At 45.6% G+C, this 25,415-nt stretch carries 19 protein-coding genes and 1 riboswitch; of the genes, 6 read left to right on the forward strand and 13 right to left on the reverse strand.

Annotated elements, in window-relative coordinates:
- Positions 1–45: 45 nt before the first annotated feature.
- Positions 46–151, reverse strand: a riboswitch (SAM riboswitch).
- 101 nt (positions 152–252) lie between these two features.
- From purD to ACHAL6_RS07820, 8 genes are read right to left on the reverse strand one after another with little or no spacing between them, the layout of a single operon-like run.
- Positions 253–1,506: a phosphoribosylamine--glycine ligase gene (gene purD / locus ACHAL6_RS07785; RefSeq protein WP_395269841.1), complete on the reverse strand. Its 1,254-nt coding sequence runs from the start codon at positions 1,504–1,506 to the stop codon at positions 253–255.
- Positions 1,507–1,516: 10 nt separating this feature from the next.
- On the reverse strand, positions 1,517–3,022 hold the full coding sequence (purH, locus tag ACHAL6_RS07790; RefSeq protein WP_395269937.1) for a bifunctional phosphoribosylaminoimidazolecarboxamide formyltransferase/IMP cyclohydrolase: 1,506 nt from the start codon (positions 3,020–3,022) through the stop codon (positions 1,517–1,519).
- A complete protein-coding gene (locus ACHAL6_RS07795) occupies positions 3,000–3,578 on the reverse strand; it encodes a formyltransferase family protein (protein WP_395269842.1) in 579 nt (192 codons plus the stop codon). Before ACHAL6_RS07795 ends, purH begins: the two co-directional genes overlap by 23 nt.
- Positions 3,566–4,567: a phosphoribosylformylglycinamidine cyclo-ligase gene (gene purM / locus ACHAL6_RS07800; protein WP_395269844.1), complete on the reverse strand. Its 1,002-nt coding sequence runs from the start codon at positions 4,565–4,567 to the stop codon at positions 3,566–3,568. Before purM ends, ACHAL6_RS07795 begins: the two co-directional genes overlap by 13 nt.
- Positions 4,564–5,958 carry an amidophosphoribosyltransferase gene (gene purF, locus ACHAL6_RS07805; protein WP_395269845.1) on the reverse strand — a complete coding sequence of 465 codons (1,395 nt, stop codon included), beginning with the start codon at positions 5,956–5,958 and terminating at the stop codon, positions 4,564–4,566. The genes purM and purF overlap by 4 nt, the downstream gene beginning before the upstream one ends.
- Positions 5,955–6,662: a phosphoribosylaminoimidazolesuccinocarboxamide synthase gene (gene purC / locus ACHAL6_RS07810; protein WP_395269846.1), complete on the reverse strand. Its 708-nt coding sequence runs from the start codon at positions 6,660–6,662 to the stop codon at positions 5,955–5,957. The genes purF and purC overlap by 4 nt, the downstream gene beginning before the upstream one ends.
- Positions 6,662–7,141: a 5-(carboxyamino)imidazole ribonucleotide mutase gene (purE, locus tag ACHAL6_RS07815; protein ID WP_395269848.1), complete on the reverse strand. Its 480-nt coding sequence runs from the start codon at positions 7,139–7,141 to the stop codon at positions 6,662–6,664. Before purE ends, purC begins: the two co-directional genes overlap by 1 nt.
- A gap of 18 nt (positions 7,142–7,159) precedes the next feature.
- Entirely contained in the window at positions 7,160–10,879 is a 3,720-nt protein-coding gene (locus ACHAL6_RS07820; RefSeq protein ID WP_395269849.1) for a phosphoribosylformylglycinamidine synthase, read from the reverse strand.
- Between the two features lie 294 nt (positions 10,880–11,173).
- On the opposite strand from ACHAL6_RS07820, the gene ACHAL6_RS07825 reads away from it, so the two are divergent.
- The 3 genes from ACHAL6_RS07825 to ACHAL6_RS07835 all read left to right on the forward strand — a co-directional run bounded on the left by ACHAL6_RS07825 (position 11,174) and on the right by ACHAL6_RS07835 (position 17,059).
- Positions 11,174–13,087, forward strand: coding sequence for an NAD(+) synthase (locus tag ACHAL6_RS07825; RefSeq protein WP_395269850.1), 1,914 nt, complete (start codon positions 11,174–11,176; stop codon positions 13,085–13,087).
- A gap of 106 nt (positions 13,088–13,193) precedes the next feature.
- A complete protein-coding gene (locus tag ACHAL6_RS07830) occupies positions 13,194–15,872 on the forward strand; it encodes a calcium-translocating P-type ATPase, PMCA-type (protein WP_395269851.1) in 2,679 nt (892 codons plus the stop codon).
- Between the two features lie 146 nt (positions 15,873–16,018).
- Positions 16,019–17,059: a hypothetical protein gene (locus ACHAL6_RS07835; RefSeq protein WP_395269853.1), complete on the forward strand. Its 1,041-nt coding sequence runs from the start codon at positions 16,019–16,021 to the stop codon at positions 17,057–17,059.
- Between the two features lie 61 nt (positions 17,060–17,120).
- On the opposite strand, the gene ACHAL6_RS07840 is transcribed toward ACHAL6_RS07835, so the two are convergent.
- The 3 genes from ACHAL6_RS07840 to ACHAL6_RS07850 are packed head-to-tail and all read right to left on the reverse strand — an operon-like array spanning position 17,121 to position 18,983.
- A complete protein-coding gene (locus tag ACHAL6_RS07840) occupies positions 17,121–17,576 on the reverse strand; it encodes a GAF domain-containing protein (protein ID WP_395269939.1) in 456 nt (151 codons plus the stop codon).
- Positions 17,577–17,629: 53 nt separating this feature from the next.
- The gene (locus ACHAL6_RS07845) at positions 17,630–18,475 is read right to left on the reverse strand and encodes a S1 RNA-binding domain-containing protein (RefSeq protein ID WP_395269855.1); all 846 of its coding nucleotides are present in this window, start codon (positions 18,473–18,475) and stop codon (positions 17,630–17,632) included.
- Positions 18,468–18,983 carry a gamma carbonic anhydrase family protein gene (locus ACHAL6_RS07850; RefSeq protein WP_395269940.1) on the reverse strand — a complete coding sequence of 172 codons (516 nt, stop codon included), beginning with the start codon at positions 18,981–18,983 and terminating at the stop codon, positions 18,468–18,470. Before ACHAL6_RS07850 ends, ACHAL6_RS07845 begins: the two co-directional genes overlap by 8 nt.
- Positions 18,984–19,205: 222 nt before the next feature.
- Between ACHAL6_RS07850 and ACHAL6_RS07855 the strand changes: the two genes are divergently transcribed.
- Positions 19,206–22,241: a vitamin B12-dependent ribonucleotide reductase gene (locus ACHAL6_RS07855; RefSeq protein ID WP_395269856.1), complete on the forward strand. Its 3,036-nt coding sequence runs from the start codon at positions 19,206–19,208 to the stop codon at positions 22,239–22,241.
- A 119-nt stretch (positions 22,242–22,360) separates the two neighbouring features.
- On the opposite strand, the gene ACHAL6_RS07860 is transcribed toward ACHAL6_RS07855, so the two are convergent.
- Complete coding sequence (locus tag ACHAL6_RS07860; protein WP_395269857.1) at positions 22,361–22,768, reverse strand: hypothetical protein; 408 nt, start codon at positions 22,766–22,768, stop codon at positions 22,361–22,363.
- Between the two features lie 211 nt (positions 22,769–22,979).
- On the opposite strand from ACHAL6_RS07860, the gene ACHAL6_RS07865 reads away from it, so the two are divergent.
- A complete protein-coding gene (locus ACHAL6_RS07865) occupies positions 22,980–23,447 on the forward strand; it encodes an Lrp/AsnC ligand binding domain-containing protein (protein ID WP_207600312.1) in 468 nt (155 codons plus the stop codon).
- Positions 23,448–23,507: 60 nt separating this feature from the next.
- Here the strand turns inward: ACHAL6_RS07865 and ACHAL6_RS07870 are convergent, their stop codons facing one another.
- Entirely contained in the window at positions 23,508–24,236 is a 729-nt protein-coding gene (locus tag ACHAL6_RS07870) for a lysophospholipid acyltransferase family protein (protein ID WP_395269859.1), read from the reverse strand.
- A 222-nt stretch (positions 24,237–24,458) separates the two neighbouring features.
- On the opposite strand from ACHAL6_RS07870, the gene ACHAL6_RS07875 reads away from it, so the two are divergent.
- Positions 24,459–25,352 carry a ComEC/Rec2 family competence protein gene (locus tag ACHAL6_RS07875; RefSeq protein ID WP_395269861.1) on the forward strand — a complete coding sequence of 298 codons (894 nt, stop codon included), beginning with the start codon at positions 24,459–24,461 and terminating at the stop codon, positions 25,350–25,352.
- Positions 25,353–25,415: the final 63 nt, after the last annotated feature.

The raw sequence follows: 25,415 nt of genomic DNA on the forward strand, positions 1-25,415 counted from the left end.
AATTCGCCTAAGAATAAACTTAGACGAATGAAATCTAAAAGCTTATTCTCATCTTTCAGCTTACGCTGCAGGAATTGGCACCATATACAGCAGATGCTGTATTGGTTGCCGGGTTTCACAGGGCCTTTCCCTCCACCTCTCTAGATAAGAAAATATTAATATTTCGTTATATAAATAGTAACACGATTCGAAAAGATGTCAATAAACACTGGATGATATTTATCATTGTCATATTTGTAAAGGTTTAAATTCTTATATTCTCCCTATATCATTTCTGTAATAAAGGTTTTCATTGCGATTTTCATCAAGAAAATCATATACGTTTTTGAAGCATTCTGACTTCTGCCCTCTGGATACGACCGAAAGCACTCTGCCGGAGCTAGATAGAATTCTCTCCTGAAGCACTTTGCTCGCGTAGGAGAACACGCTGACCTGATCTGTTTCGGCATCGAAAAATGAGCTTACATCGATCTCTTTTTCGCAGGTCTTTGGATAGCCTTTAGCGGAAAGGACCACGCATAACGCACAGTCGGATGATAAGACCACATCTTCTTCCTGAAGCGTACCGTCCAGGGTTTTCATAAACAGAGTGTTCAGATCGCTCTCGAGGGTCTCCAGAAGGCTCTGGGTCTCCGGGTCCCCGAATCTCAGATTGTACTCCAGAAGATAGGTCCCTTTCTCCGTAAGCATCAGCCCGAAGAAGATGATCCCTTTGAACAGAAGCTGTTCTGCTCGGAGTCCCACCAGGGTCTTGTCCAGAATGTTCTTTCTGAAGTCTTTTTCCAGCTCTTCCGTAAAATAGGGATTAGGGGTCAGAGAACCCATACCACCGGTATTGAGCCCTGTTTCCCCTTCTCCGATCTTTTTGTGGTCCATGGTGGAATTCAAGGACAGAATGGAATTTCCATCAAACAGCGTGATGATGGAAGCCTCCTTTCCTGTGAGGTATTCTTCTATGACGACTTTTTTCGATGCTTCTTTGAATTTCTCTTCCAGCATATAGGCTTCAAGGGTTTTCAGAGCGTCTTCATAGGTCTCTATGATTTCAACCCCTTTTCCCGCGGCCAGTCCATCCGCTTTGATGACCAATGGGTAAGCAGCTTGGCGGATGTGGGCTTCTGCCAGTTTGAAGTCTGTGAAAACTTCGTATTCCGCGGTTTTTATGCCGTATTTCATCATGAAGTCCTTGGCGTATGCTTTGGACCCCTCGAGAAGCGCAGCTTTTCTGTGCGGACCAATGATTTTAAGATCTGCCTCATGAAAAAGATCTACAATCCCTTCCATGAGATCCGCCTCCGGACCCACGACAGTATAGTCGATGTTGTTGTCTCTTGCAAAGTCTCTCAAATCGGAAAGCGTCCCTTTCGATATGTTTCTGCATTTCCCGAGTCTTTCCGTGCCGCCGTTCCCTGGTGATACATAGATTGCTGTAACCAGATCCGACTCTGCAAGCTTACGGGCAATGGCATGTTCTCTGGCTCCTTCACCAATGATTAGAATTTTCATCCTTTTCCTCCTAGTGCTTAAAATGTCTCATTGAGGTGAAAATCATGGAGATGCCCTTTTCATCGCATAGATCGATGGAATCCTGATCTCTCAGGGAACCTCCGGGCTGAATGATTCCTTTTATGTTATTTCTGGAGGCTTCCTCCACCACATCACTGAAGGGGAAGAAGGCATCTGAGGCAAGAACCACGCCCTGTCCCTGGGCCTTTTCCAGTGCGAATTTCGCAGCATCGATTCTGTTGACCTGACCTCCCCCGATGCCGAGGGTCATCTTGTCCTTTGTGACGACGATGGCATTGGATTTGACATACTTGACGACTGTATAGGCGAACTCCATCTCTTCGCGTTCCTGCTGATCCGGTTCTTTCTTTGTCACGACCTTGAGTTCATTAAATTCGCCGAAATCCTCGTCCTGAGAAAGCATCAGACCGTCCAGTGATACATAAGCTCTTTTTGCGGAAGGAGCTTCGGTGCATCTGATGATTCTCAGATTCTTCTTTTTCTTCAGCACGTCCAGAGCTTCCTCTGTAAAGTATGGCGCCATGACCACTTCCAGAAAGATTTCGTTCATTTTCAATGCAGTCTCTCTGGTCACGGTGCAGTTCAGTGCCACGATGCCACCGAAAATGGAAACAGGATCGCCTTCATAAGCCTTGCTGTAGGCTTCATAATCATCTTTTCCCAGCGCAACGCCACAGGGGGTATTATGCTTCAGCGCGCAGCAGCAAGGTTCCTCGAAGGAACTGGCGACTTTCCATGCGATGTCCAGATCTTTGAAGTTGTTATAGGAAAGCTCCTTTCCCCAGAGGATATCGATATTCTTCAGCGCGCCCTCGGTATCCAGAGATTCATATACAGATGCGCTCTGGTGAGGGTTTTCTCCGTATCTCAGATCACGGACTTTTCTGTAGGAAAGACTGAGATATCTCTTGTCTTCCTCTTCCAGAAGAAAATTGGAAACAGCGCTGTCATAAGCGCCCATAAGATTAAAGACCTGCCCAGCAAGCTTTTTTCTGAAAGCGGCCTTCTCCTCTTCCGTTCCGTTGGAATAGACGGACAGGAAGCTTTCATAGTCCTGCGGATCAGAAAGGGTATAGACATATTTATAGTTCTTGGCTGCTGCACGCAGCATGGTAGGTCCTCCGATATCAATGAATTCAACCTGTTCGTCAACGGTCAGGTTATCCTTCAGTTTCTCGAAAAACGGGTACAGATTGACACAGACGATGTCGATGCCTTCCATGCCTTCCGCTTCCACTTCCAGAAGATCGCTTTCAAGGTCTCTTCTGTAAAGAATACCGCCATGAATCAGAGGATGAAGCGTCTTGACTCTTCCGCCGAGAATTTCCCTCGCCCCTGTGACCTCTTCCACCTTAATGGGATCAAACCCGTTTTCCTTGAGGTAGGCATAGGTGCCACCGGTCGAGATCATTTCAATGTTCTCTTTCACGAAGAAATCGGCCAGTTCCTTAAGTCCTTTCTTGTCATACACACTAATGAGTGCTCTCATAAAAATCTTCCCCCTTTGCCAGCAGTCTGATTGCGTCTGTCAGAGCGCCTTTTTCAATCGAAGAAACAAGTGACTGAATCTCCTCCGGATTCTTTGCATCCTTTATGCCGATGATGCGTTTCAGAATAAAGCTTCCGCCATCCACCACTTCATCGACATAATGCACTGTGCATCCGGAGATGGGCATTTTCGATCGGTGGACTGCCTCATGCACATGAATGCCATACATTCCCCTGCCTCCGAAAGATGGAAGAAGTGAAGGATGCAGATTGATGATTCTGTTTTTCATGGTCTCCAGGACTTTCCCTTCCAGAATGGAGAGGAACCCTGCAAGAACCACCAGATCGAAGGATGCCACTTCCTCAAGAACCCGGTCTGAAAGCGTGTGGTCTCTTTCAAGGATCTTATAAGGAATATTCTCTTTTTCAGCATAGGCTGTTCCGCTGCATCTGCGGTCACATAGCACAAGCCCTACTTCGTAGGATGCATCTTTCTTCGCATCATCCAGGATGGATTTCAGTGTCGTGCCTGCACCGGAAATGAGTACTGCTACCTTAAACATATTTCTTCTTCCCCTTCGTCGATGTAGCCGAGAAGTACAGGAGATTCTCCGTTGGCTGCAAGAAAATCCATGAACTTCTCCTTGTCCTCTCTGCGGATACAGAAGACGTATCCGATCCCTGTATTGAAAGTGTTATAGAAGGATTCCTTCTTCACGCCTCTTTCCTCAAGGAGTCTGTAGATCTTCGGAAGCGCGTAGGCGTTCAGGTTCACATTGATTCTTAAGGTGCTGTCAGTGAGCATGCGCGGCAGATTCTCGATGAAGCCACCACCAGTGATATGAGCCATTCCTCTGATCTTGAAGTTCTTCATGGCCTTCCTTACAATGCCTGTGTAGATTCTTGTGGGTTCGAGAAGATATGCTCCGATGGTCGTATCCATGAACGGCTCGTGATAATCAGTGAATACTCTGCGTAGAAGTGAATATCCGTTGGAATGGAATCCGGATGATGGAAGACCGATGAGAAGATCCCCGGAAGCGATTTCCTCTCCAGTGATGATTTCATCCTTTTCACTGACACCTACAGCGAAACCTGCCATGTCGTAGTCACCCTCTTCATAAAAGCCGGGCATTTCTGCGGTTTCTCCCCCTATGAGGGAAAGACCGCCCTGAAGACATCCTTCCGCAATGCCTTTCACAAGTTCAGAAGACACTTCCGCGTCCAGTTTGCCGCAGGCGATGTAATCGAGGAAGAACAGCGGCTGTGCTCCATGACACAGAATGTCATTGACGCACATGGCCACGCAGTCGATGCCTACAGTGTCGTATTTCTTGAGATCAAAGGCGATTCTCAGCTTCGTTCCGACGCCGTCTGTTCCGGAGATGAGCACAGGCTTTGTGTACCCTTCTGGAATCTCCATCATGCCTGCAAAAGACCCGATGGTATTGAGCACAAGAGGGCTCAGCGTTCTTTTTGCATAGCCTTTTATTTTCTCCACTGATTTGTATCCTTCTTCAATATTCACGCCAGCAGATTTGTAATCCATCATAAATTCATGACCTCCAAAAATTCGTTCGGGGCACCCAGCGGGTAGACACCTTTGAAGCATCCTGTGCAGAATGAGCTGCTTCCCAGGGAAGCGATGAGTCCTTCGTTGCTCAGATAGCTCAGTGAGGTGCTGCCTATGTAGTCTCTGATTTCATTTTTCGTCATTTTGGATGCGATGAGGGTATCTCTGTAGGGGGTATCAATGCCGAAGTAGCACGGGAACATGACCATGGGTGAGGAGACCCTGAAGTGCACTTCCTTTGCTCCTGCACGATAAAGAAGATCCACGAGATATTTTGAGGTTGTTCCACGCACGATGGAGTCGTCAATGAGCACCACTCTCTTTCCTGAGACCACATCCTTCTGGGCATTGAGCTTCAGAGAGACCGCTTTCTCTCTGGCTTTCTGTGAAGGTGTGATGAAGCTTCTTCCGATGTACTTGTTTTTTGAAAACCCGATGTCAAAGGGTATTCCGGATGCCCTGGAGTAGCCGATGGCGGCTGCAAGGCCTGAATCCGGTACACCGATGATCACATCCGCTTCCACAGGAGACTCCTTGTAGAGCATTTCACCGGTTCTGATTCTCAGCGAATGCACACTGATGCCATCTATGATGGAATCAGGACGGGCGAAATAGATGTATTCAAAGGAACAGGTCTGACGGGTCGTTTTTTCTGAATAGACATAGGATTTCACTTCCCCGTTTTCGATGATCACCATTTCACCAGGCAGAATATCTCTTACAAGAGTTCCTCCCACTGTATCAATGGCGCAGCTTTCTGAAGCCAGAATGTAGTCCTCTCCTCTCTTTCCGAGCACAAGAGGGCGGATTCCATAGGAATCTCTTATACCGATGAGTTTCGTTCCGAATCCGATGACCAGCGCGAAACTTCCCTTCACAGTACGGATGGCGTCCAGCACGGCATTTTCTAGTCCGCGGTGGATGCCTCGGGAAATGAGGTTCACAATGACTTCAGAATCCGTATCGGTCTGGAAGAGCACACCGCTGTCCTCCAGGAGACCTCTGATGACTTCTGTATTGATCAGTGTTCCGTTATGTGCTACAGCCATGGCGCCGAACTTGCTTTTTGCAGTCAGCGGCTGGGCATTCAGAACATTGGAATCACCTTTTGTGGAATAACGAACATGTCCTACTGCCACCGTGCCCTTCAGTTCATCAAGATCCTCCTTGGTGAGCGCCTGGGACACAAGACCCATTCTTTTTCTAACCTGCATTTCGTCCTGATGAAAAGATGCGATGCCTGCACTTTCCTGTCCTCTGTGCTGAAGTGCGAAAAGGCCGTCATAGACATCATAGGATGCCTGTGTGTCTTTTGTGCTGATTCCGAAGACACCGCATTCCTCTTTGAATTTGTCCATTATTTCGATCATGATTCACCCTGCTTCATTCTGCTGATGACTTCCGAGTAAGCGCCTTTCACGTTGTCCAGATTTCTTCTGAATCTGTCTTTATCCATTTTCTCATTGGTTTTTTCATCCCAGAGTCTGCATGTATCAGGACTGATTTCATCCGCCAGAAGGATGGTGCCGTCTTTGTCTTTTCCGAATTCGAGCTTGAAATCCACAAGAAGGAGTCCGAGTTTATGGAAGAAGTCTTTCAAAAGCGCATTGATCTTTTCTGTCACTTCGTAGATTTCCTTCAGTTCATCGAAAGTGGATAATCCAAGAGCAACCGCATGGGTGTCATTGATGAGCGGATCCCCGTAGTCATCATTCTTGTAGCAGATTTCAAAAATCGTCGTTTGAAGCGCCTGACCTTCAGGAACGCCCAGTCTTTTCGAGAAGGAGCCTGCTGCCACATTACGTACAATCACTTCCAGAGGAATGATGGACACTTTCTTCACCAGCTGTTCTCTTTCCGAGATGGTGCGGATGTAATGGGTTGGAATATTGTGCTCTTCCAGATATCTGAAGATGATGGAGGTGATCTCGTTGTTCATGATGCCCTTATCTTCGATGGTTCCCTTCTTTTCTCCGTTGAACGCTGTAGCGTCATCTTTGTAGTAGACAACCACCTGATCGTCTTGTTCTGTTTCAAAAATTCTTTTGGCTTTTCCTTCATACAGCATTTTCATTAATAGATTACCTCCACAGCATTATTTTCTTCGATATTCTTTTTCATGACTTCACGATAGGTGAGAAGTTTCTCTCTCAGATCCGGGTATTTGATGGACAGGATTTCCACGGCAAGCATGGCAGCATTTGCGGCGTTGCCTATGCCCACTGTAGCCACAGGAATCTGTTTCGGCATCTGAACGATGGACAGCAGTGCGTCGAGTCCTTCCAGTGCTCCTTTAAGCGGAACACCGATGACTGGGAGAATCGTTTTCGATGCGACAACTCCTGGAAGATGTGCAGCGAGCCCTGCACCAGCTATGACCACTTCAAATCCTTCGGCTTCCTTCTGACGGAGGACCTTCTCCAGCAGATCAGGGGCTCTGTGTGCGGATATGGCGTAGGATTCATTCACCACCCCGAATTCGTCAAGCAGGTCTTTCGCCTTCTTCATGGTTTCCTTATCGGAAGGACTTCCAAATAAAATCAGTACTTTCATTCTTTTGCTCCTTTATTCTTATAGATTATCTGTGTTTCTGAAATACTTTACGCCGGCTCTGAACATTTCCGTATAGTAGGAACCGCTGTAGTTCTGATACAGTCCGTCCTGGTACCTTTCGGTGTGTCCCATCTTCCCGAAGACTCTGCCGTCTTTTGAAGAGATCCCTTCGATGGCCCACATGGAGCCGTTGGGATTAAATGGACCTTCCATGGTCACATCACCGGACAGATCCGTATATTGTGTGATGATCTGACCGTTTTCAAGCAGTTCGTTCAGAAGCTTTTCGGATGCCGTGAATCGTCCTTCTCCATGAGATACAGGCACATCATGTACATCCCCCAGAGCAGCGGCGTTCATCCATGGCGTGTTTCTTGACACCACTTTTGTTCTGGCCATTCTGGACATGTGTTTTCCGGCTGTGTTATAGGTCAGTGTAGGCATTTCTTCATGAGGATCTATGACTTTTCCGTAAGGGAGAAGTCCGGATTTCACCAGACCCTGGAATCCGTTGCAGATGCCAAGTACAAGTCCTTTTCGATTGTCAGTGAGATCATGAATGGCATCTCTGATGAGTGGATTGCGCAGAATGTTTGCGATGTATTTCCCGGATCCCTCCGGTTCATCAGCGGCACTGAACCCGCCTGAAAGCATCAGTATGTGAGAGGATCTTATGCGCTGTGCGAATTCTTCCAGGGAGGCCTTGATCTCCTTCTCGCCATTTCTGAAGACGAAGGTATCTGATACAGCTCCGGCATCTCGGAAGGCATATTCAATGTCCAGTTCACAGTTGGTGCCGAAGAAGACTGGGATCAGCACTTTAGGATGCTCCACATAGGAAGGATAGACAGCGCTTTCCCTGGGGCTGTACTGTGTCTTCAATGTGGTCCCCTCTTCCTTGTACTCATTGAAGATCTCCATCAGGGGAGCCTTGTGATTCTCAAGAAGTGTTTCCAGTGAAATCTCTTCCCTGTCGATTTCGACAGTCTCATTGTCATGGGTGTAGCCTACAACCTTCAGAAGAAGATGATGCCCTATGGACAGTATTTCACCAAGATGCTCTCTGGGCACTTCCAGAACAAAGCTGCCGGGGTCTTTCCTGTTCTCGTGAAGGGACAGCTCTTCCAGTCTGAAGCCGATTCTGTTTCCGATGGCCATATTGAAGACAGTCACGAAAAGTCCTTTTTTCAGTGTATCCACCGACAGAATGTAGCCGCGCTCTCTCAATTTCTGGATGAGCCTTGCATTTTCCTCAAATACCAGTGCGTCATAGACATCTTCGGTTTTCGGAGTTCTGACGCTCAGAAGCACACTGTCTTTCTTTTTCAATGTATTACTGAGGACATGTTCTTTCCTGACGGTGGTCACTGCGAATGAAATCAGCGTATCGGGCACATGAAGATTCTGGAAGGATCCTGACATGGAATCTTTCCCGCCGATGGAAGGCACTTTGAAATCCAGCTGGGCTTTCAGACCACCTAAAAGTGCTGCAAAAGGACGTCCCCAATTGGATGGATCATTTCCCAGCTTTCTGAAATATTCCTGGAAGCTGAGTCGGACTTCTTTCGGGTCCCCACCCAGTGCAACCACTTTTGCCAGACTTTCCACAACGGAGTCGTATGCGCCGGTGAAGGGGTTCTTCTCCAGAGATAGCGGATCGAATCCGTAGGTCATGATGGAAGCATCATAGGTGGTGAGGTCTTTCAGAGGAATGAGAGAAACCATTCCAGGGCTCCTGGTATCCTGATGCGTTCCGCCGTAAGGCAGGATCAGGCTGTTTCTTCCGATGGTAGTGTCGAAATTTTCCAGAAGTCCTTTCTGTGAACAGGAATTCAGCTCTGAAACCTCTGCCAGTGCTTTGGCAAGAGTCAGATTCTCTTTCGCTGAACGGGTTTCTTCCCTCTCCAGCTCCACAAGAACGGAAGCTTCCGAGGTTGCTCCGTTGGTATCGATAAAGGCTCTGGAGACATCAACCACCACCTGATCTTCGTAGTACATTCTGAGTCTTCCGGTATCGGTCACTACTGCGACCACAGTGGCTTCCAGATTCTCCTCTTCGGCATAGTGGATGAAGTCCGTCAGATCCTTCTCTTCGATGACTACAGCCATTCTTTCCTGAGATTCTGAAATGGCGATTTCCGTAGGATCGAGTCCCATGTATTTCTTCGGCACGCGATGCAGATAGATGTCAAGAGACTCAGCCAGTTCTCCGATGGCAACGGATACTCCGCCGGCACCGAAATCGTTGCATCTTCTGATGAGTCGGGAGGCTTTCTCGTTTCTGAAGAATCTCTGGAGTTTTCGCTCTTCCACAGCATTTCCCTTCTGAACTTCTGCTCCGGACTCTGAGATGGAAGATGCGTCATGACCTTTGGAGGAACCTGTAGCGCCTCCGATGCCGTCTCTTCCTGTTCTTCCGCCTAGAAGAATGATGAGGTCCCCTTTTTCAGGTGTCTCTCTACGTACATTCTCTTTCAGTGCGGAAGCGATGACAGCACCTGTTTCCAGTCTTTTGGCCTCATATCCGGGATGATAGATCTCTTCTACGTATCCAGTGTTCAGACCGATCTGGTTCCCATAGGAAGAAAATCCTTTTGCGGCACCTCTCACAATCACTCTTTGCGGAAGCTTTCCAGGAAGTGTTTCCTTCAGGGATTTTCCAGGATCGGATGCTCCGGTGATTCTCATGCCCTGATAGACATAAGCTCTACCGCTGAGGGGATCTCTGATCGCGCCTCCGAGACAGGTGGCAGCGCCTCCGAAAGGTTCTATTTCCGTAGGATGGTTGTGGGTCTCATTCTTGAACATGAGGAGTACGTCTTTCAGTCCTGCATCGGTCCGTACTGTTCTTGAAATGCTGCAGGCATTGATTTCTTCAGACTCGTCAATGTCAGATGCATAGCCCTTGGCCTTCAGATATTTTGCGCCGATGGTGCCCAGATCCATCAGTGTGATGGGGCGATGCTCTCTGCCCAGCTCTTTTCTGATCTGAAGATACTGATCGTAAGCTTCTCGTAAAGGACTGAAGTCGCTTCTCAGCTCGATGTCTTTCAGATGAGTAAGAAAGGTGGTGTGTCTGCAGTGATCCGACCAGTAGGTGTCAAGGACCTTGATTTCTGTAATGGTAGGATTCCTGTTCTCTTTGATGAAGTATTTCTGGATGAGAAGCAGATCTTCCTTCGTCATAGCCAGAGCATGAGCTTTCAGAAAGGAGATCAGCTGCTCCTCAGTGAGGCTTTGAAACCCGTCGATGATTTCCACATTCATGTTTTTCTGCGGAAAGTCTTCGAATCGGGTTTCAATCTTCCCTGTTCTCATTTCCACGGGATTCAGAAGATACTTCTGTATCCTTTCGAGATCTTCCGCTGATGCATCCGGAAAAACATAAATGGTTTTGTAACGGACTTCCACATCGAATTTTCCGAGAACCAGCTTGATGCAGTCTTCCGCCGCTTTCGCCCGCTGGTCATACTGTCCAGGCAGCAACTCCAGAATGAAGTGCGGCAGATGAAGTAAAGAGGATGCATCTTTGAAGGTCGTATCCGTGCTTGATTCAGCGAATACTGTATAGGCTACCTTTTCCAGTTCATCCTCCAGGAGTCCCTGCACCTGATAGAAGTGGATTATTCTGGATTCTGCCTGCAATCCAAGCATCAGTGCAAGATCCCTGTTCAGCTTCTGTTCTTCGTTTCTAAATTCCGGTTTCTTCTCAACGAAAATATTAAGTATACTGCTCATGTTTTCCTCCCGAACGTTTTATACCTAAATGATAACATCCTAAGTTATAATGTCAACATTATTGGATGAATTTTAATAATCGTTCGTACAGGTGTGAATATTAGCCGGTAATTATACGTTTTCACAAATATGGAGGTCCCTTCGTGACGGTTCGATTCGAAGCATATATAGATTTCTTCCCGATAAGGATTCCTTTTCTTCCCTTGTTTAAAGCTTGATGACTAGGTGGTATAATGACTGTAATATATCCTGATATGAATCAGGATGAACTTACGATATGGAGAGGTATAAGAAATGGATTATATCAAAATATCTTCTGTGTCACCGAAACTGAAAGTTGCGGATGTACACTACAACAAGGAAGAGATTCTTAAATCAGTCAGTCAGCTCGCCCGAAGTAAAGTGAAGGTGGCCCTGTTTCCGGAACTGGCTCTGACCAGCTACACAGCATCGGATCTGTTTTTTTCTGTGGATCTTCTGGAGGAAGCGGAAAAGGCACTTGAGGAAATCATCGAATTCACCAGAAATCTGGATATGGTCGTTATCCTGGGTCTACCCGCAAGACATGAAGGAAGACTCTTCAACAGCGCTGCAGTTCTTTTCGAGGGAGAGATTCTGGGCATCGTACCAAAGCAGAATCTGCCCAATTACAACGAATTCTATGAGAGCAGATGGTTCACAGCCTATAACACGACCCATGGACACCAGATCGACCTGGGTGATCATAAAGGAATCCCCTTCGGAAATCTTGTGTTTTCAGCGGGTGAATATACATTCGGGGTGGAAATATGCGAAGATCTTTTCGCCACGGTCTCCCCTTCGTCCAGTCTGTCACTCCAGGGAGCGGAAATCATATTCAATCTGTCCGCATCCAATGAACTGGCAGGAAAAAGCGAATACAGACGGGATCTTGTGAAAATCACCAGCGCGAAAAATCTAGGCGCATATGTCTATGCTTCCGCCGGACCCAACGAGTCCACCACGGATCTGGTTTTCAGCGGACATCTTCTGGTCTGCGAATATGGTACGGTCATTGCAGAAAATGACAGATTTTCCATGGAGTCCGACCACATCACCGCCTTCATCGACATCGCAAGAATCCGAGGAGAAAGACTGAGAAACACAACGTTCAGAAATGAGGCGGTGAACCCTCAGTATCTGGCGGATAAAGTATCTTTCCGCCATCATTCCTATGAAGTGGTGGATTTTGACAGAAAAATCGATCCCCATCCATTCGTACCGAACAATCCGGAGGAAAGAAAAAAAAGAGCAAGAGAAATCCTGAACATACAGAGTCATGGTCTGGTGAAGCGACTCCAACATCTTCATATGAAGAAGACCGTCATCGGCATCTCTGGAGGACTGGATTCCACTTTAGCGCTGCTGGTGATTGTTAAAGCATATAATATCATGGGGATTCCCTATGAAAATATCGTAACTGTGACCATGCCCGGATTCGGTACTACGGATCGGACGTACCAGAATGCCCTTGAACTTTGCAGGGAGCTTGGAACGGACCTTCGGGAGATCAGTATTGTGGAAGCTTCGCTTCTGCATTTCAGAGACATCGGTCATGACAAAAATGTCCATGATGCGACTTACGAGAATGTCCAGGCGCGAGAAAGAACGCAGATACTTATGGATATCGCGAATAAGGAAGGCGCCATCGTCATAGGAACCGGAGATCTGTCGGAGCTTGCCCTCGGGTGGTGCACCTACAACGGCGATCAGATGTCCATGTATGGCGTCAATGCCTCCATACCGAAATCCCTGGTGCGTTATCTGGTGCGATATTTTTATGAGGAGGAATTCACTGGACGAATTTCCGAAGTGCTGAAAGATGTGCTGGAAACACCTGTGAGCCCTGAACTTCTCCCGAAAGGAAAAGAAGATGAGCTGCTGCAGATGACAGAGGATATTGTCGGTCCCTATGAGCTTCATGACTTCTTCCTGTATCACTACATGAAGTACGGAGCAGGCTATAAAAAGATCCTCTTCATGGCCGAAGCTGCATTTAAGGATCTCTATGATCCGGAAACCATAGGAAAATGGCTGAAAGTCTTTGTGAAGAGATTCTATACACAGCAGTTCAAACGATCCGCCATGCCGGACGGGCCGAAAGTCGGCAGCATCTCCTTATCTCCCCGTGGGGATCTGAGAATGCCTTCTGATGCATCCTACAATACTTTCATGGATACTTTAGAATAAGTTAACTGCCTAGGCACATTTTAAAGGTATAATAATCAGGTGGTTTCTTAGATATTCTGCGGATTCAATATGATAATACGAAAAGTAAAAAAAGAGAGGTGTTAATATGTGGTTCAATAAATCACAAGACGAGGTCTTGAAAGAACTGGATGTCGATTTATCCAGTGGTCTGTCAGAGGCTGAAGTACAGACAAGAAGAGAGAAATACGGAGAGAACAAACTTCAGGAAGGCAAAAAGAAAACTCTGGTTCAGCTGTTTTTTTCGCAGCTAAATGATGCACTTATTTATGTTCTGCTTGGAGCAGCGGTGGTTACGCTGATTGTCGGTGAATACGCAGACTCCGTCATCATTCTTGCGGTGGTGTTTCTGAACGCGACCATCGGAGTGGTTCAGGAAGCCAAAGCCGAAAAAGCCATCGAAGCCTTGAACAAGCTGACCACCCCCAGATCTCTCGTGCGAAGAGACGGGGAAACCAAAGAAATCAATTCCACACAGATTGTTCCTGGAGATGTGGTCATTCTTGATGCGGGACGTTATGTCCCTGCTGATATCAGGCTTACCACCAGCTCGAACCTTCAGATCGAAGAATCCGCTCTGACAGGTGAATCTGTTCCATCGAGCAAATTCTATGACAAGGTGTTCACGGAAGAGAACATTCCTGTGGGTGACCGGACCAATATGGCATTCATGTCCACCCTTGTGACCTATGGTCGTGGGGAAGGTGTTGTGGTGGGCACCGGAATGGAAACCATCGTCGGTAATATCGCGAAAAGTCTGAATGAAGAGACTGACGATATGACTCCTCTGCAGAAAAGAATGGATGAACTCGGCAAGACATTAGGTAAACTTGCCCTTGGTATCACGATTCTGATGTTTATCATCGGTTTCCTTCAGGGAAGAGACCTTCTGGATATGCTTCTGACATCCATCAGCCTTGCAGTGGCGGCCATACCGGAAGGACTACCTGCCATCGTGGCCATTGTTCTGGCTCTGGGTGTCACCCGCATGAGCAAGATCAATGCCATCGTGAAGAAGCTGCCTGCTGTTGAAACACTGGGCTCTGTCAATATCATCTGTTCCGACAAGACAGGAACACTTACACAGAACAAAATGACCGTCCTGAAATATTACATCTATGATGAACTGGTGGAAGTGGACATAAGAGAAGAATCTCATGAGGCAAAAGATGAGGCGTCGGAAGAACTCATCAAGTCCTTTGTTCTCTGCAGTGATGCCACTGCCAATGAGAAAGAGTCCACCGGAGATCCGACGGAAATCGCTCTGATTGTTCTGGGCAACAAACATGGAATGACGAAAGATGAAATGAACAGGCTGTATCCCCGAGTGGATGAGAAACCCTTTGATTCAGACAGAAAACTCATGTCCACCCTCAACGAAGAGAATGACGGTTATCGTGTACATACAAAAGGCGCCATTGACAATATCCTGAAGATCTCCTCCTCGATTCTGATCAACGGAGAAGTGAAACCGCTGACAGAGGAAATGAGAAAGACCATTCTTGATAAATCCATCGAGATGTCCAATGAGGCATTAAGAGTTCTAGGTGTTGCTTATAAGGATGCTGAGGAGAAAATCGATCCCGAAGAAATGGAAAAGGATCTTACAGTCATAGGATTTGTCGCAATGATCGACCCACCTAGACTGGAAGTGAAGGATTCCATCGCATCTGCTCATATGGCCGGCATCACATCCATCATGATCACCGGTGACCATAAGAATACTGCAGTTGCCATAGCCAAGGAGCTGGGTATCGCAGATGATATCGGTCAGGCCATGACCGGTGCTGAAATCGACGAACTCTCCGATGAAGAGTTCGCTGAAAAAATCAACAATTACAGAGTCTTTGCCAGAGTTTCACCGGATCATAAGGTGAAAATCGTCAAAGCCTTCAAGAAACAGGGCAACATCGTGTCTATGACCGGTGACGGCGTTAACGATGCGCCATCACTGAAACATGCAGACATAGGTGTAGCCATGGGCATCACCGGTACAGACGTATCAAAAGGCGCGGCGGATATGATTCTGACAGATGACAACTTTACAACCATCGTTGCAGCCATTGAAGAAGGAAGAAATATCTACAACAACATCAAGAAAGCCGTAATCTTCCTGCTTTCATGTAACCTTGGAGAAATCGTGGCGATTTTCGTATCGGTACTCTTCTCCTTCGCGATTCCACTGCTCCCTACTCAGATCCTCTGGGTGAATCTGGTTACAGATACGCTTCCAGCGATCTCATTAGGAGTAGACCCTGGAGACCCGGATGTAATGAAGAAAGAGCCAAGAGATCCGAAGGAAAGCTTTTTCGCACGAGGTGCAGGAATCAGAGCAATCATCGGAGGACTTCTCATCGGTTCCCTTACTTTGCTTGCATTCGCCATAGGCCTTGAAGAGCGGGGTTCTTCCCTTTTCGAATCTGCCGATGCGCCGGAAGATGTCCTGATTTATGCCAGAACCATGGCTTTTGTCGTACTGGCCACATCACAGCTTTTCTATTCACTGACCATGAGAAGCGAAACAAAATCCATATTCCAGGTGGGATTCTTCAAGAACAAGTATCTTCTTCTGTCAATCATTGCAGGAACAGGACTACAGTTCGGATTGATCTCCATCCCATTCCTGGCAGAAGCGTTTAAAGTCATCGCACTGCCGCTGAATGACTGGCTCATCGTCTTTGGTTTATCCCTGCTGCCTCTCCTAGCCAATGAGATCATCAAGATTTTCATGAGAGCGTACAGAAAAAAGAACAATCTTCCACTGTAGCATAGGAAAGACCCCCCTGAAGCATACATGACAGGCTTCAGGGGGGTGTTATCTTCCGCAGGAATAAATACATACACATCTTTTATCGTCTGTGATATTATTATGAGTACGGAAATTATATTTTTTTATTCAGCAAAGGAGCAAGTATGGAACAGATTAAAAGACTCATCGGACTAAGAAAAGAAGCGGTACTTCTCGACTCATGGCTCTATATCCTGAAGGCGATGCTCGCCATAGGAACAGGATATGTTTTCGGCATGATGTTCGATGTGACAAGACTTGATATGATTTCAGTCCTTCTGGGTGTCATGTATAATCTTGAGGCAACAAACATTTCGGCTGTGAAAGGCGGCGTCAATCAGCTGCTTGCATCATTTCTTGGTGCCGTCACAACAGGAATTCTTGTCTATTTTCTGGGTGTGAACATTCTCACCATCATGCTGGGAATGGGACTTACACTGTATATGGCACTGAAGATTGACTACAGGGCAGTATCCCCTGTTGCCATCTTCACCAGCATCTACATGACGCAGTTTATTCAGAGTGATGCCATGGGCAATCCAAGCATTCTTCTGACGATCAGACTCCGTATGCTGGCATTGGGACTGGGTGTTCTCATCGCAATCATCTTCAACCTGATTTTTTCTTTCTTCTATTATCGGAAGATCACAAGAAAAAGACTGGAGTTTGTAAGACTCAAGCTGGAAAACATCATGTCCCTGACCTATGATTATCTGATGGATCATGAAAATCCGGAGAAAATGAGCTACAATATGCCTTTTAGCCATGTCTTCGCAGATATCGAAATTGTCACGAATAATATCGAGGCGTTGAAGAAAGAACCCCTGATTCCACTGAATGTCATGCAGAAGAAGAACCTGAAGACGGCAGAAGAAGTGATCCGGAGACTGAAAGTCATGACGCACCTGGCTTATGACAGCTGCTATACAAAAGACACCTATAAAGTGATTGTGCAGGAGCATGATTTAATGGAGTTCAGAAAATTCACGGAAGAACTGAAAAATCTCGATTTCCTGAAAACGAGCGAGGAGGATGAGGTGAAGTATATGCCTCATCTGAAGATTTATCCTTCTGAGGATTCCGAAGGTGCTATGAGGATCTTTGAAACTCTGGACCTGCTGTATACCGAATTCAATACCATCGTGGAACTGCAGAAGAAAATGTGAAAAAAAGATTGAGCCGAAGAAAAACGGCTCAATCTTTTTTCATGAAGATGTTGTGTCTGATTTACAGAGATTTTTCCAGAATCGCTACGAGTTCTTCCATATAGGTCTTCTCAAGATCCGTGAACCTTGATAGAGAGGGGCTGTCGATGTCCAGTACGCCGAAGACTTCTCCCTCTTTACAGATTGGCACCACCAGTTCGGAACGGGATGCGGAATCACAAGCGATATGGTTGTCAAGGGCCAGTACGTCGTCCACCATCTGGGTTTTCCTTTCCTTCACACTGGTTCCGCATACTCCAGAGCCGATCTCAATGCGGTTGCAGGCGGGCTTCCCCTGGAAAGGTCCGAGGAGCAGTTCCCCTTCCTTCATGAGGTAGAATCCGACCCAGTTGATATCATCCATGTACATATTGATCACAGCGCTGATATTGGCCAGATTCGCCAAGGTGTCTGTTTCGTTTTTCAGCTGTGCCTTGACGAAGAGAAGTGCGCTCTTCATTTTCTTTTCTCTGCTCATTCCTGTAGGATTTGCTGTTTCTATCAATTTATGTCCTCCTCCGTGTAGGGTCTCTATTTCAGATGGGTTCCCTTTTCATCCTGTCTGATCAGTCCTTTTTTCATCAGATTTCCCAGAGAAATCTTGAAGTAGTTCTTGCTGCTGTTGAACTGCTTTCTGATTTCATCCGGTGTGGACTTATCATTGTAAGGCATGAATCCGTCATGTTCCTTCAGATAATCAAGGATTGTATCAGAGAGCTCCTCTTTCGCCTCGATCATTTTCTTTCTGGGGGTGAAGCTGATCCTTCCATCTTCAAGGACTCTCTTGATGGTTCCTGTGACTCTGTCTCCAGGATTGATGTCCGTGAAGTATTCATTCTTCAGCACGATGCCCATATATTTCTCTTCAATGGCCACTTCCAGTGTGCCGTTGGTCTGTTTATCATACACGATGCCAGTGACGGTCTCCCCCACCTGATACTGTTCTTCTTCAGGGATATCCAGGTATCTGCCGACTTCTGTGGAAGCTGCCAGACGACCGGTCTTATCCTCATAGATGAATACAAGGTATTCGTTTCCGGGCACCATGGTGTATTTCATTTCTCTTTTCGGTACCAGAATATCTCTTTCCAGTCCGAAATCCATGAACGCACCGAACTCGGTTACGGAAGTTACTTTAAGCACTGCAAAATTATCTACAGTAACCTTAGGCTTTTTCATGGTTGCAATGAGTCTGTCCTTGGAATCCCTGTAAATGAACACCTGGACTTCGTCCCCTATTTTCGGGGTGTCCCCGACGATGTTCCCATTGGGAAGTAGAATATCATCTGAAGTGTTCCCTGTCTCCTTGTCCAGATAAAGTCCGAAGGAAGCTTCTCGCTTCACCTTCAACATATTGTAATCGCCAAACTTAATCATTTCTGTCTCCTTTATGCTCCATCGCATAGTCAAAATAGTGCTTTGCCGAGTTTTCTAATTTCACGATTTCTTCAATCGTCAATTTTCTTACGAATTTTGCAGGTCTTCCCATCCACAGTTCTCCCTCAGGAATCTTTTTTCCTTCCGTAACAAGGCTCCCTGCCCCGATCATGGTGTTTTTACCGATTTCAGAACCGTTCAGAAGGATACTGCCCATACCGATGATGGAATTTCCCAAGATGGATGCGCCATGTATGATACATCCATGCCCAATAGTCACATGATCTCCGATGGTCAGCGTCAGTCCCTTGTCTGTGTGGAGGATGGAATTGTCCTGTATATTGGTTTGTCTGCCAATGCGTATGGGCGCTACATCCCCGCGGATCACCGTACCATACCAGACGGAAGATTGTTCGCCTATTCTGATATCTCCTATGAGTGTCGCATTTTCCGCAATAAAACAATTTTCCTGTATTTCGGGTCTGACCCCTTTAAATTCTTTAATCATCATACCTCATTTTCCTCAAATTTTGTAAGTTCAGTGCAAATTTATCCGATGAAACACGCTTTCCCTTGGTCTTTTTGAGTTCTTTTAAATCCTGTAATTTCTTTTCCCCTTTTTTTCGCGTTGTCAAGTTGTTAAATATCTACATATTGTGTTTTTGAGTATTGCTTTGCACAACATATAGTATTATACTTAATTCATCGTCAATTATTTGGGAGGTTAGCAATGAAGGATATTAAAGACTTGTTCAAACGTTATTATACTAAAGAGCTGGATAATAATAAAGACAAAACTGTTTATGACTTATTTGACTGGAGCAAGAGAGATGTTCTCTTGAAAAACCATAAGACCGGCAAAGTCATTGTGGAAATGAAAGGACTGGAATTTCCTGCTCATTATTCGCAGAATGCCGTGGACATCATCGCTTCGAAGTATTTCAGAAGAGCTGGTGTAAACAATGAATCCGGTTATGAGGATTCCATGAAGATGGTCGCGCATAGAATGGTTTCTTTCTGGATGGAATCTCTGGCAGATGAAGGCATCATCAAGACACAGGATGAAAAGGACATATTCTATGATGAAATGGTATACGGTCTTCTGAATCAGATGTACGCCCCGAACTCTCCTCAGTGGTTCAACACAGGACTGAAGCAGAGCTACGGCATCACAGGTGGTCAGAATGACCTGTACTACTATGATCCGAAGCAGAAGAAAGTCGTGAAATCACAGGACACCTATACAAGAACACAGGCATCTGCCTGTTTCATCCTATCCATTGAAGACAAGCTTCTGGGAGAACATTCCATTTCTGAACAGTATGTTGCAGAAACAAAGCTTTTCAAAGGCGGATCCGGTACTGGAACAAACTTCTCCAATATCAGAGCCGTTGGTGAGAAACTCACAGGCGGAGGCGTTTCATCAGGACTTATGAGCTTCCTGAAAGGCCTTGACAGAAATGCCGGAGCAATCAAGTCAGGCGGAACCACAAGAAGAGCAGCCAAGATGGTCTGTCTTGATGTGGACCACCCTGAAATCGAACAGTTCATCCTCTGGAAAGCGAAGGAAGAAGATAAGGTCCGCGCTCTGGCGAAGATGGGATATGATGCTGACATAGACGGAGAAGCATACGAAACCGTATCCGGTCAGAATTCAAACAACTCTTTACGTATCTCTGATGAATTCATGAGAAAAGTGAAGAATCTGGAGAATGATCCTGATGCAACAATCACCCTCAGAGGTAGAGTGGATGATTCCGTAAACAGAGAGATCAAAGTCTCCAAGCTATGGGAAGAGTTCAACGATGCCGCCTGCAGATCCGCAGATCCGGCACCTCAGTTCACTGACACATTCAATGCCTGGCATACATGCCCTGCAGGGGAAGATGGTGATCTATGGGCAAAGCACAACAGTCTGAATTCCACAAATCCATGCGGAGAATACGCATTCCTGGATGATACAAGCTGTAACCTTGCCTCACTGAACGTCTACAGATTCTATGATGTGGAGAAGAACCTGCTTGATGTCAAGGGTCTGAAGCATATGATCGGACTGAATCAGCTGCTTCTGGAATCCTCCATCAACTGGGGACAGTTCCCTACTGTGGATATTGCAAGAAAGACCTATATGTTCAGAACAACAGGTCTTGGTATTGCGAACATCGCCTCACTGCTTATGGCTTTAGGCCTTCCTTATGACTCGGATGAAGCAAGAGCGCTGTCAGCGGGTATCATGGGACTGATTACAGGGGAAAGCTACAAGGTTTCCGCTCTGATGGCAAAAGCGGTTGGACCCTTTGAAAAGTATGATCTGAACAGCAAGTACATGAACAGAGTCATCAGAAACCATGCAAGAGTGGCTGGCGCTCTGGATAGTGACCTGGAAGAGCTTCACTATGAGCCCATCAGAATCAACCATGGTCTTCTTATGGAACTCGGCCAGACAGAACTTTCAGATGTTCTGAAAGAGTCCTGGGCGGATGCGGTGAATCACGGTGAACAGTTCGGATACAGAAATGCTCAGGTAAGTGTCATTGCGCCAACAGGTACGATTTCCTTCGCCATGGACTGTGCAGCCACATCCATTGAACCTTTCTTCTCCCACGTAGTCTACAAGAAGCTTGTAGGCGGCGGATTCATGACCATCGCCAACCCTATTGTGGAAGTGGCGCTTAAGAACCTTGGCTACACCAAGGAAGAAATCAAGGACATCATGGCCTACATCGGAAGAGAAGAAGATGGTATGGTTGCTGACGGAAAGATCGAGGGTGCACCTCATCTGAAGGAAGAACATTATCCGATCTTTGATACAGCTAATGTATGCGGAACAGGAAAGAGATTCATCCAGCACTATGGGCATGTGCTCATGGTTGCAGCCTTGACTCCTCTTGTATCAGGTGCAATCTCAAAAACTGTTAACCTGCCAAACAGTGCCACTGTGGAAGATTTCAAGGAAGTCCATATCCGTTCATGGGAAACTGGTGTGAAGGGAATTTCACTCTACAGAGACGGTTCCAAGTTCGCACAACCGCTGAATACCAAGATCGATCATCATGATGAGAATCTGGAACTGGAAAATCTCACTTATGATGCGCTTCTGGAGTACGCCAGAGAAGCGAAGAAAAATCTTCCGAAGCTGAATGCCGGTGGAAACAGAAGAGAGAAGATGAACGGTATTCGTGCCGGACATACCCACCCAGCTCAGATTGATGATGTAAAAGTCTATGTCACAGTCAACAGAAATGCCAGAGGCGAAATTTCTGAAATCTACATGACAACAGACAGAGAAGGAACCCTGATTACAGGACTGCTTAATTCCTTGTCAAAAACTGTTTCAGTTATGCTTCAGTATCATATCCCGCCAAAGGATATTTCCAAAATGCTGAGGGGTCAGAAATACGAGCCGTACGGTTTCGTATCCAAGCATCCTTACATCAAGAACGTCAGCTCCATCTCAGATCTGATTTCCAAGGTCATTGACATCGAACTGGGAGACTACTCCAGAGTTCAGATCAAGCCGGAAGAAAATGATGTGCTGACCAGATCAAGATCCAGATTCGTGAACAACTATTATGAAACTGAGAACATCAAACAATTGTCCATGGTTGTGGATGAGAGTGATGTGAAAGACATCATAAAGGACGCAGAGAAGAACGGCGAGAAGCTCTATGACTCTGTGTGCCCTACCTGTCAGAGTACCAGAATGGTCAAGAATGGAACCTGCAAGGTCTGTCTCGACTGCGGAACAACCACAGGCTGTTCATAAAATAGAATTTCTATAAAAGCAAGTCGCCGCATCTTTCCGATGCGGCGACTTTTTCATATAAAAAAAGCAGACATGTTTCCATATCTGCTCAAAAAATCTCTTGTAGAATTATAAAGAAATTATTTCTGTTTTTTCTTGAAAAGCTTGTTCTTCCCTTTTATTTCTTCCGATTTCACGATGTCTTTTTCATCGACATACTTCAGTTTGTTTGGCTTTGCCTTCGGTCTGATTGTAGTTGTGTTTGTAGCAGCTGTTCTGTTCTTCGGTGCACCGATCTTCGATAGTCCGGACAGATCAGAGTACCATAGGAAAAAGAACACAAAGATCGCAGTCGGAATATAGTGTATGATCAGGTTGTCGGTATATGCCGGAATGATCAGACCTATAAACAGGAACACCAGCGATACTACAAGGACTGTCCATTTGCTTACTTTAAGCTTGCTTAAATAGTTGATGTTCACTATGGAGTAAACAAAGAATATAGCAATAGACATAGCAAAGATGATTAACAGATTCGTCCAATTCAAGTTAAAACCTCCCTCAATTCCTTTTTATTTTATGCCATTCCAGCTTAATAATCAAGACAGTAATATTTGTAACCCGAAAAACACTTCTTTACAAATTGTTAAAAATTGTGTATTATAAATTCCATGGAAAAAGAATATTTTTTTTACGATATTACTATTTTATGTCATTTTATTTGATATAATAAGTTATATCGAATTATGGGGGTGCATTATGACAAGTAATACTGGAATCAATTTGGATGATTTAGATCTTCAGATTTTGGAAATTCTGATCAAGGACGCTAGAACACCATATCTTGAAATTGCAAGAGTGTGTCATGTTTCCGGCGGTACGATTCACGTGAGAATGAAGAAAATGGAAGACCTTGGCATTATCAAGGGAACGAAGATTCTGCTGGATATGCCTAAACTGGGCTATGACGTCTGCTGTTTCGTGGGCATCTACCTGGACAAGAGTTCCTCTTTCCAGGCAGCCATTGACGAACTGGCCAATATCAATGAAATTGTAGAACTGCATTATACAACAGGAGATTATTCTATATTTACGAAACTTGTATGTAAGAATATCGCTCATCTGCAGGATCTGCTGCTCAATAGTATCAATATCATCAGTGGTGTGCAGAGAACAGATACCTTTATCTCCTTATCACAGCCACTGGATAGAAACATCAAATTATAGAAATCTGATGAAGACATAGAAAACAGCTGCAGTGATGCAGCTGTTTTCACGTTTCCCTGATTAAGCGTTGAAAGAGTCCAGTTCCTTCTGAATCATGTCCTTCAGGACCTGATCGATATTCTTCACATCCTCCTCACTGAGCTGATCCATATAGATCGGTGGAAGAAACTTCAGATGGACATCCACACCGGGAGTGACCCTGTAGGTGTCTTCAAATACCTTGTATGCATCGTTGACCACCATGGGCACGATGGGTGCTCTGGATTTCTGTGGAATCTTGAAGCTGCCTTTATGAAACTCCCCCATTTCTCGTGATTTGCTTCTGGTACCTTCAGGATAGATCAGCACATCGAAGCGTTCCTCTTTAATGAGCCTGATGGCCTCCAGAATCGTTTTTAATCCTTCGCGGGGGTTTTCACGATCCAGGAAGAGAACGTTCATCTCACGGCCTAATTTGCCTATTATAGGTATTTTCAGGATTTCCTTCTTCCCTATGAGGATGAGTCTTCTGCTTAAGGTTGTGACAGCCACGTAGATGTCTATATAGGACTGATGGTTTCCCATGAAGACCACAGGTTCATCTGGAATGTTTTCCAGCCCTTCCACAATCAGATTCATCTTCGAAATTCTGACCAGATCCGATGTGTGTACCTTGGCTTTTCTCAGGATTTCCTGATAATAAGTATCCCTGTCCATTTTCTTTTTCATGAATCTGGTTCCCAGCATGCTGAACCAGAGACGAATCAGTGATAATCCAAATCGTATTTTACTTATAATATCAAATAACATAATTCTACTCCTTGCAGTGTGTCGTTCTTCTCTTTCCAGAATGGTTTGTTCCGTATCATATCTTCTATTATAAATCATTATTCATTGTCGGCCTATGTTTTTTCATGAAGTATTTTCATATTGTAGTGGAATATCACTCACTCATGAAATGAGGGAGATCCAATCTGTTTAATTAACTGGAATGATGGTAAAATGAATACAAAGAGAAATTCGGAGGTATCCATGCGAAAAAGAACTTATCTGCCCATGATTCTTTTTGTCATCCTTCTAGCGAGTCTGGTCGGAATCTACTTTATTCTGGACTATGGAATTGTGGGTGTAGAAAAATCCACTGAGGTCTCAAGAATTCAGTCCGTAAATGCACCGGTGAAAGTCCATTATATGGATATTGGTCAGGGAGACTCCATTTTCATGGAGGTCAACGGAAAGAACATTCTCATCGATGCAGGAGAGGAAGAACATGCGGCCACGATCATTGAATACCTCAAAACCTATGATGTGGAGAAGCTGGATCTCGTTTTTCTGACTCACCCTCATGAGGATCATATCGGAGGTATGGGAGATGTGCTCTCCGCCTTTGAAATCGGAGAATTTTATGCTCCGGATAAGGATCTTGTCACCCGATCTTTCATCCGAATGACCAGAGCTCTAGAAGAAAAGAACATTCCGCGAAAAATACTGAAAGGCGGAATGGAGTTTGCATTTGGAGAAAGCGTCACACTGCAGATTTTATCTCCGAATAGAGACAGCTATCTCAATCCCAACAACTATTCCCCCATCATGCGGCTGGTGGTTGGAACAAATGCGTTCCTCTTTACAGGTGATGCAGAAGAACTTGTGGAGAATGAAGTGATCCGAACTGGTATGCAGCTGAAGTCAGACGTCCTGAAATCGCCGCATCATGGATCCAAAACTTCAAGTTCGAAAGCTTTTCTTGATAAAGTGGATCCTGCATATATCGTTGTGACCTCAGGACTTGGAAATGATCACAACCTCCCCTCTCCTGAGATTCTGGAACGATATGAGAGCATCGGTGCCAGAACTCTGCTGACGGAAGAAATGGGCAGCATCGTTTTTGCCGCCAACGGAAAAGAAGTAATCCCTTTAACCAATTGACAGAAATCACCTGAATAGTATAATTAAGGATGACAATGAAGTTTTGGCTCGTGGCCGAAACTT

Origin of the sequence: Proteiniclasticum sp. C24MP, from assembly GCF_043951855.1 — a bacterium.
Taxonomy (GTDB): Bacteria; Bacillota; Clostridia; order Clostridiales; family Clostridiaceae; genus Proteiniclasticum.